We start from the raw sequence: 7,723 nt of genomic DNA, 5'->3' as shown, positions 1-7,723 counted from the left end.
CAATGTTTATTGCGGTGCGTACGGGACTCGAACCCGTGACCCCATGCGTGACAGGCATGTATTCTAACCAACTGAACTAACGCACCATTTTGTTTTTCTTTCGTTGCTACCTCTCTCGATTGCGATGCAAAGGTACAATGTTTTTTGTAATTTCCAAACTTTTAGGAGATGTTTTTTAGAAAAAAGTTAAAAAGCTTTTGAGTATCAGAATAAAAAGCTATATTAGTAGATAAAAAGAAATGTAATATGGATATGCGCATTTTTCAGGTACACTCAAATAAGGCGCTTCCACATGTAGGAAGTATTCTTATTGCTTCTCCGCTATTGTATGATTATCATTTTGCACGTTCCGTTGTTTTGATGGTGACACATAACATAGAAGGAAGTATGGGTATTGTGATGAATAAAAATTTCAGATACCTTATTGCACTGAACCAGTTAGTGCCGAAATTGGCAGCTGTGCCTGCTATCCCGATATTTAAAGGAGGACCTGTTGATCGTGATACGATTTTCTTTTTGCATGTGCTTGGCCATTTAAAAGGTGCTTTAGACTTAGGAAACGGGCTTTATCTGAATGGTGATTTCTCGGCGGTGATACAATATATCTTGAATGGAAATCCGGTAGAGGGGTTTATCCGTTTTTTTGCTGGTTATGCGGGTTGGGAACATGAACAGTTGGAAAAAGAAATAGATGATGATTCGTGGATGGTAGGTGAGGGAACTAAAACTCATCTGTTGGATGAAGATTATCATAATCTTTGGTTCAATAGTATGAATGAGCTTGGGAAGCCTTATAGTTTATGGGCTACTTATCCTCAATATCCGTCTTGTAACTGAAGAAAAGGATGGACCCGATTCTGCTAAAATAATGATATAGGGTCATTCGCTGTAAGATTATTAATCTTCAGGCTGCAAGATTATTAATCTTACAAGCGGAAGATTAATAATCTTACACCAGACGAAGTTATCTGCGTTGGGAGAAGCGGTGAACGGAATGGAGGCAGCATGCTGGAACTGTGACATCAACAAAATGCACAAATTCATACCGCGCATAGTATAACTGGAATGGCTTATGAAGTATATCTTTGTTTTGAAGGTATATCAAAAGGTATATCAATTGGAGGGAATACGGAGATTTCATAAGATAAAATCTGTCTTAAAACATAGTTTAGTAACACTGGCTAAAACATTGCATTTCTCGACATTAATTCCTAATTTGCACCCCATTAAGTAAGAGATATGAAAAGCATATCCTTTTGTTGTTTATTAAAATCTTGAATACCATGAAAGTATATCAGACTAACGAAATTAAAAACATTGCGTTGCTTGGCAACGATGGATCAGGTAAAACCACTCTCACAGAAGCGTTGCTCTATGAGAGTGGGGTTATAAAACGTCGCGGAAGAATTACTGCTAAAAATACAGTTAGTGACTATTTCCCGGTAGAACAGGAATATGGATATTCTGTTTTTTCTACTGTTTATCATGTAGAGTGGAATGGCAAGAAGTTGAATATTATTGATTGTCCGGGAAGTGACGACTTTGTTGGTGCCGCCATTACGGCCCTAAATGTAACTGATACGGCTGTTTTGTTGTTGAATGGTCAATGTGGACCAGAGGTCGGTACGCAGAACCATTTCCGTTATACGGAAAAATTGGGTAAACCTGTCATATTTTTAGTTAATCAGTTGGATAGTGAAAAATGTGATTTTGATCGTGTGCTGGAGCAATTGAAGGAAAATTATGGTTCCAAGGTGGTGCCAGTGCAATATCCTATCAGTACAGGTCCCGATTTTAATTCGTTGATTGATGTACTTTTAATGAAAAAATATTCTTGGAAACCGGAAGGCGGTGAGCCGACGATTGAAGAAATTCCTGCTGAAGAAATGGAAAAGGCTCAGGCATGGCATAAAATATTGGTAGAAGCTGCAGCTGAACATGATGAGACTTTGATGGAGAAATTTTTTGAGTCGGATTCCCTTACCGAGGATGAAATGCGTGAAGGTATCCGTAAGGGGCTGATTGCACGAGGAATGTTCCCTGTATTTTGTGTTTGTGCAGGGAAAGATATGGGCGTTCGTCGTTTGATGGAGTTTTTAGGCAATGTGGTTCCTTTTGTAGATGAAATGCCGGTGGTTCATAATACACGTGGAGTGCCTGTTCCCCCCGATGCAAATGGCGCTACTTCATTGTATTTTTTCAAGACGGCTGTAGAGCCGCATATTGGTGATGTGCAATATTTTAAGGTAATGAGTGGCGTGGTGCATGAAGGCGATGACTTGACTAATGCTGACCGTGGCTCGAAAGAACGTATGGCACAGTTGTATGTATGTGCCGGCTCGATACGTGAAAAAGTGGAAGAACTTCGTGCCGGTGATATTGGCTGTACGGTAAAACTGAAAGATGTAAAGACCGGAAATACATTGAATGGTAAAGACTGTGACAATCGTTTCAACTTTATCAAATATCCCAATCCGAAGTATACTCGTGCCATTAAACCGGTGAATGAGGCGGATATGGAAAAGATGATGTCAATTTTAAACCGTATGCGTGAAGAAGACCCGACATGGGTTATCGAACAGTCGAAAGAATTGAGGCAGATTTTAGTTCATGGCCAAGGGGAATTTCATTTGCGTACGTTAAAATGGCGTTTGGAGAATAATGAAAAATTGCCTGTACAGTTTATTGAGGCTAAAATTCCTTATCGGGAGACTATTACGAAGGCAGCACGTGCCGATTATCGTCACAAGAAGCAATCGGGTGGGGCAGGACAGTTCGGTGAAGTGCATCTGATTGTGGAGCCTTATTATGAAGGAATGCCTGCTCCAGACGTCTATAGGTTTAACGGCCAGGAATTTAAGGTTACAGTAAAAGGAACTGAAACCATTGATTTGGAATGGGGCGGAAAGTTGGTATTTATTAATAGTGTGGTAGGTGGTGCTATTGATGCCCGTTTTATGCCTGCTATATTAAAAGGTATTATGAGCCGTATGGAACAAGGACCGTTGACTGGGTCATACGCCCGGGATGTGCGGGTTATTGTTTATGATGGTAAAATGCATCCGGTCGATTCAAATGAAATTTCTTTTATGCTGGCAGGGCGTCATGCTTTCAGTGAGGCGTTTAAGAATGCAGGTCCCAAAATATTGGAGCCTATTTATGATGTGGAAGTGTTCTGTCCGAGTGATAAGTTAGGTGATGTAATGAGCGATATGCAAGGTCGTCGGGGCATGATTATGGGTATGAGTAGTGAGAAAGGCTACGAAAAACTGGCTGCCAAAGTACCTTTGAAAGAAATGTCTAATTATTCTACTGCATTGAGCTCGTTGACAGGAGGACGCGCCTCATTCATTATGAAGTTTGCAAGTTATGAGTTGGTTCCAACTGATGTTCAGACGAAATTGATGAAAGAATTCGAAGAACAGGAAAAGGATGAAATGTAAGTAGCTTATTGTTTTCATACATTAAAAGGTCGTATTTCTTAAAATACGGCCTTTTTTTGTTTAACTAAACTTAAACTATTAGGGATATTTATTTGTTATTGATTTAAAATTTTATTAATTTTGCAACTGAGTAAGTGCTGATTGCTTCTGAAGTGCTTGTTTTGATATGTTAAATGGAATTTTCAGTTAATATAAGAGAATCTCGGATTAAAACATGTTAAGCAAGGTGTATTGTAACAGGTAGCGGTTTAATTTTGCCCTCATGAAAAAGTCAACTATTTGGATATTAGGAATCGTTATGGGATTGTCTTTTCTCAGTTTGCTGTATTTGCAGGTAAGCTATATAGAAGAGATGGTCAAGATGCGTAAGGAGCAGTTCGAAGAAAATGTAGGACGAAGCCTTGCTCAGGCAGTTCATAATTTGGAATTGGTAGAAACGAAAAAGTATTTGGAAAAAGATGTGGCTGCAACAGAACGTGCGGCACGTATTTCCGATCAGTTTCGTCAACAGACATTGGCTAAGGATAGTGACCGGGATGTGGTAGAACATCGCCGTTATACGGTGACTTCACCTGATGGGAGCACTTTCTCCAGTTTTGAATGGAAAACGATTATTAATCGTCCCTCCAGTGTGCCTAAGGTGATTATTTCGACCGGAAAGAATATTCCGCAGACTTCTCGAAACCTGCAGGAAATATTAAAGGAACGTTATGTTTACCAGCGTGCATTGTTGGACGAGGTGATTTACAATATTTTATATACGGCCAGTGACAAGCCGCTGAAGGAACGGATTAACTTTAAACAGTTGGATTATTATTTGAACTCAGAACTGAAAAACAATGGGGTAGATATACCTTATCATTTCACAGTAACTGATCGGGATGGGAAAGAAGTGTACCGGTGTTCAGATTATGAATATGATAATGAAAAAATCTATTCCCGTTTGCTTTTTGAAAAAGATCCACCTGCTAAGATGGGATTTGTAAATGTATTTTTCCCGACAATGGATAATTACATTTTCAGTTCGGTGCGGTTTATGATACCTTCTATCATATTTACGCTGGTATTGCTGGTGACATTTATATTTACCATATACATTATTTTCCGTCAAAAGAAACTTACCGAAATCAAAAACGATTTTATTAATAACATGACGCATGAGTTCAAAACTCCGATTTCGACTATTTCTTTGGCTGCGCAAATGTTGAATGATCCGGCGGTAGGTAAATCTCCTGCAATGTTTAAACACATATCGGGAGTTATCAATGATGAGACAAAGCGTTTGCGTTTTCAGGTGGAAAAGGTGTTGCAGATGTCTATGTTCGAGCGTCAGAAAGCAACATTAAAGAAGAAAGAAGTGGATGCCAATGAATTGATATACAATGTTACGAATACTTTCCGGTTGAAAGTGGAGAATTGTAACGGCGCGTTGGATGTTGCTTTGGATGCAGATGATCCGTTTATCTATGTAGACGAGATGCATTTTACGAATGTGATTTTTAACTTGCTTGACAATGCGTTAAAGTATAAGAAACCGGATGTCAATATCCATCTGAAAGTCCGTACGTGGAATGAGTCTGGTAAGCTTCATATATCTATTGAAGATAATGGCATTGGCATAAAGAAGGAAAACCTGAAAAAAATATTTGAGAAGTTCTACCGGGTTCATACCGGCAATTTGCATGATGTGAAGGGCTTTGGTTTGGGCTTGGCCTATGTGAAAAAGATCATTACAGATCACAAAGGTACGATTCGTGCCGAAAGTGAACTGAATGTGGGTACTAAATTTATTATTGTATTACCTTTATTTAAAGATGAATAAAATGGACGAGAAATTACGTATTTTGTTGTGCGAAGATGATGAGAATCTTGGCATGTTGTTAAGAGAATATTTACAGGCTAAAGGATATTCTGCCGAATTATTTCCGGATGGTGAAGCCGGTTATAAAGCTTTCTTGAAGAATAAGTATGATTTGTGTGTATTGGATGTTATGATGCCGAAGAAGGACGGCTTTACGCTAGCTCAGGAAATCCGGCAGGCAAATGCGGAAATTCCTATTATCTTCCTTACAGCAAAGACTTTGAAAGAAGATATTCTGGAAGGTTTTAAGATTGGTGCCGATGACTATATTACAAAACCGTTCAGTATGGAGGAATTGACGTTCCGTATCGAAGCTATCTTGCGTCGTGTGCGTGGTAAACGTAACAAAGAAAGCAATATGTACAAGATAGGCCGTTTTACTTTTGATACTCAAAAACAGATACTGTCTATAGGCGATAAGCAGACCAAGCTTACTACAAAGGAATCGGAATTGTTAGGACTGTTATGCGCGCATGCCAACGAAATTCTTCAGCGTGATTTTGCCTTGAAAACCATTTGGATTGATGACAATTATTTCAATGCTCGCAGTATGGATGTGTATATCACCAAGTTGCGTAAGCATTTGAAAGAAGATGATTCGATAGAAATTATTAATATTCACGGAAAGGGATATAAGCTCATTACTCCCGAACAGGATTGATGTCTTTTATTGACAAGGTTCTTGGGACGCGGATTGGCATAGGGTGTATGTGTCTTTGGATGCACTTCTATGTCAATCCGTATTTTATACATAAAAAAGTGTACAAATGTTTGTGAATTAGAGAAAAAGTCGTAACTTTGCGCCGCAAATAAAAAAATAGTATTAATTAATTTAATTAACGAATAGTATGAATCAATACGAAACCGTTTTCATTTTGACTCCCGTTTTGTCTGATGCACAGATGAAGGAAGCGGTAGACAAGTTCAAGGCTATCCTGACTCAGGAAGGTGCTGAGATTATCAATGAGGAAAACTGGGGATTGAAGAAACTGGCTTATCCCATTCAGAAGAAATCTACGGGCTTTTACCAGCTTATCGAGTTTAAGGCTGATCCTTCGGTCATTGCGAAATTGGAAGTTAATTATCGCCGTGATGAGCGAGTAATCCGTTTCTTGACTTTCAGAATGGATAAGTATGCTGCAGAATATGCTGCAAAAAGAAGAAGTTTAAAATCAACTAAAAAGGAGGAAAATTAATTATGGCACAGCAACAATCAGAAATCAGATATTTAACTCCGCCCTCAGTAGATGTAAAGAAAAAGAAATATTGTCGTTTCAAAAAGAGTGGCATTAAGTATATTGACTATAAAGATCCTGAATTCTTGAAGAAATTCTTGAACGAACAGGGTAAAATTCTTCCGCGTCGTATTACCGGAACTTCTTTGAAATATCAGCGCCGTATCGCACAGGCTGTAAAGAGAGCCCGTCATTTGGCATTGCTGCCTTTTGTAACTGACTTGATGAAATAATATAAGGAGGAATAAGTATGGAAATAATTTTGAAAGAAGACGTAGCTAACTTGGGCTACAAGAATGATATTGTAACCGTGAAGTCTGGTTATGGCCGTAACTATCTTATTCCGACCGGCAAAGCTGTTATCGCTTCACCGTCTGCAAAGAAAATGTTGGCTGAAGAGTTGAAACAGCGTGCTCATAAATTGGAAAAGATCAAGAAAGATGCGGAAGCTGTTGCTGAATCATTGAAAGGTGTTTCATTGACAATCCCGACTAAGGTAAGTGCAACAGGTGTTATTTACGGTTCTGTTGGTAACATTCAGATTGCTGATGAACTGGCCAAGTTAGGACATAATATTGATCGTAAGATTATTGTAGTAAAAGACCAGGTTAAAGAGGTTGGTCATTACGTAGCTATAGTGAAACTGCATAAGGAAGTTTCTGTGGAAATTCCTTTTGAGGTAGTAGCAGAAGAGGCTTAATTGTTATATCTGTAATTACTTGATAAAGAGGCTGTCTTAAATAAATTTAGGACAGCCTCTTCTTGCTTATTTGGTTAACAGAATAGGATAGTTGTCTTGAGTCTGGTAGAGTTTGAATTTACCAAAAATGCTAGTAGATAAAAAGAAGTTAGAAGGAGGCCAAAAGCCTTTTCAAGTGAACATAAGTGATAGGACTGACTTACTTATGTGAAACGGTCGAGTTACTTATATTAAACGGTCAACTCACTTATGTTCTTCAGAATACATGCTTTGTTTTTTTCTTTGACACATTTCGCACCGTTTCTGTAGAGACGATGCGCACATCGTCTCTACTACGTGGCATATACAAAATGCACAAAGTAATACTGTGGGAAGTATAAGAAGCTGTTTTGAATTTCTCCAAAAAGTTTTTCTTGGCTTGATGTATCTGTTTTCGTGTGTGCTTTGGGCGATTTTTTGGTCCTTTTCGCTCCTGTTCTTCGTC

At 38.7% G+C, this 7,723-nt stretch carries 8 protein-coding genes and 1 tRNA gene; 7 read left to right on the top strand and 2 right to left on the bottom strand.

Going from position 1 to position 7,723, the window contains the following annotated elements:
• Positions 1-12: 12 nt before the first annotated feature.
• A tRNA-Asp gene (locus B5F71_RS17930) sits at positions 13-86 on the bottom strand.
• Between the two features lie 160 nt (positions 87-246).
• On the opposite strand from B5F71_RS17930, the gene B5F71_RS17925 reads away from it, so the two are divergent.
• The 7 genes from B5F71_RS17925 (at position 247) to rplI (ending at position 7,239) form a co-directional block, all read left to right on the top strand.
• Positions 247-837 carry a YqgE/AlgH family protein gene (locus tag B5F71_RS17925; protein WP_022039860.1) on the top strand — a complete coding sequence of 197 codons (591 nt, stop codon included), beginning with the start codon at positions 247-249 and terminating at the stop codon, positions 835-837.
• A gap of 446 nt (positions 838-1,283) precedes the next feature.
• A complete protein-coding gene (locus B5F71_RS17920) occupies positions 1,284-3,443 on the top strand; it encodes an elongation factor G (RefSeq protein WP_087213064.1) in 2,160 nt (719 codons plus the stop codon).
• Positions 3,444-3,705: 262 nt separating this feature from the next.
• Complete coding sequence (locus B5F71_RS17915) at positions 3,706-5,265, top strand: HAMP domain-containing sensor histidine kinase (protein ID WP_087213062.1); 1,560 nt, start codon at positions 3,706-3,708, stop codon at positions 5,263-5,265.
• A gap of 1 nt (position 5,266) precedes the next feature.
• The gene (locus tag B5F71_RS17910) at positions 5,267-5,965 is read left to right on the top strand and encodes a response regulator transcription factor (protein ID WP_022039812.1); all 699 of its coding nucleotides are present in this window, start codon (positions 5,267-5,269) and stop codon (positions 5,963-5,965) included.
• Between the two features lie 187 nt (positions 5,966-6,152).
• Positions 6,153-6,500, top strand: coding sequence for a 30S ribosomal protein S6 (gene rpsF, locus B5F71_RS17905; protein ID WP_022040809.1), 348 nt, complete (start codon positions 6,153-6,155; stop codon positions 6,498-6,500).
• Positions 6,501-6,502: 2 nt separating this feature from the next.
• Positions 6,503-6,772: a 30S ribosomal protein S18 gene (rpsR, locus tag B5F71_RS17900; RefSeq protein ID WP_022040810.1), complete on the top strand. Its 270-nt coding sequence runs from the start codon at positions 6,503-6,505 to the stop codon at positions 6,770-6,772.
• Positions 6,773-6,789: 17 nt separating this feature from the next.
• A complete protein-coding gene (rplI, locus tag B5F71_RS17895; protein WP_022040811.1) occupies positions 6,790-7,239 on the top strand; it encodes a 50S ribosomal protein L9 in 450 nt (149 codons plus the stop codon).
• Positions 7,240-7,495: 256 nt separating this feature from the next.
• Here rplI and B5F71_RS17890 read toward each other — a convergent pair.
• A partial coding sequence (locus tag B5F71_RS17890; protein ID WP_158098143.1) for a hypothetical protein occupies positions 7,496-7,723 on the bottom strand: 228 nt, incomplete at its 5' end.

The organism is Bacteroides sp. An269, assembly GCF_002159755.1.
GTDB classification, from domain to species: domain Bacteria; phylum Bacteroidota; class Bacteroidia; order Bacteroidales; family Bacteroidaceae; genus Phocaeicola; species Phocaeicola intestinalis.
Note: the sequence above shows the minus strand (reverse complement) of the source record. Positions and strands in the feature narration are given on the sequence as shown.

Bases quoted from the DNA above. Each gene is read 5' to 3' on its own strand.
- B5F71_RS17915 (WP_087213062.1), top strand. From the start codon at position 3,706: ATGAAAAAGTCAACTATTTGGATATTAGGAATCGTTATGGGATTGTCT.
- rpsR (WP_022040810.1), top strand. From the start codon at position 6,503: ATGGCACAGCAACAATCAGAAATCAGATATTTAACTCCGCCCTCAGTA.
- B5F71_RS17910 (WP_022039812.1), top strand. From the start codon at position 5,267: ATGGACGAGAAATTACGTATTTTGTTGTGCGAAGATGATGAGAATCTT.
- B5F71_RS17920 (WP_087213064.1), top strand. From the start codon at position 1,284: ATGAAAGTATATCAGACTAACGAAATTAAAAACATTGCGTTGCTTGGC.
- rpsF (WP_022040809.1), top strand. From the start codon at position 6,153: ATGAATCAATACGAAACCGTTTTCATTTTGACTCCCGTTTTGTCTGAT.
- rplI (WP_022040811.1), top strand. From the start codon at position 6,790: ATGGAAATAATTTTGAAAGAAGACGTAGCTAACTTGGGCTACAAGAAT.
- B5F71_RS17925 (WP_022039860.1), top strand. From the start codon at position 247: ATGGATATGCGCATTTTTCAGGTACACTCAAATAAGGCGCTTCCACAT.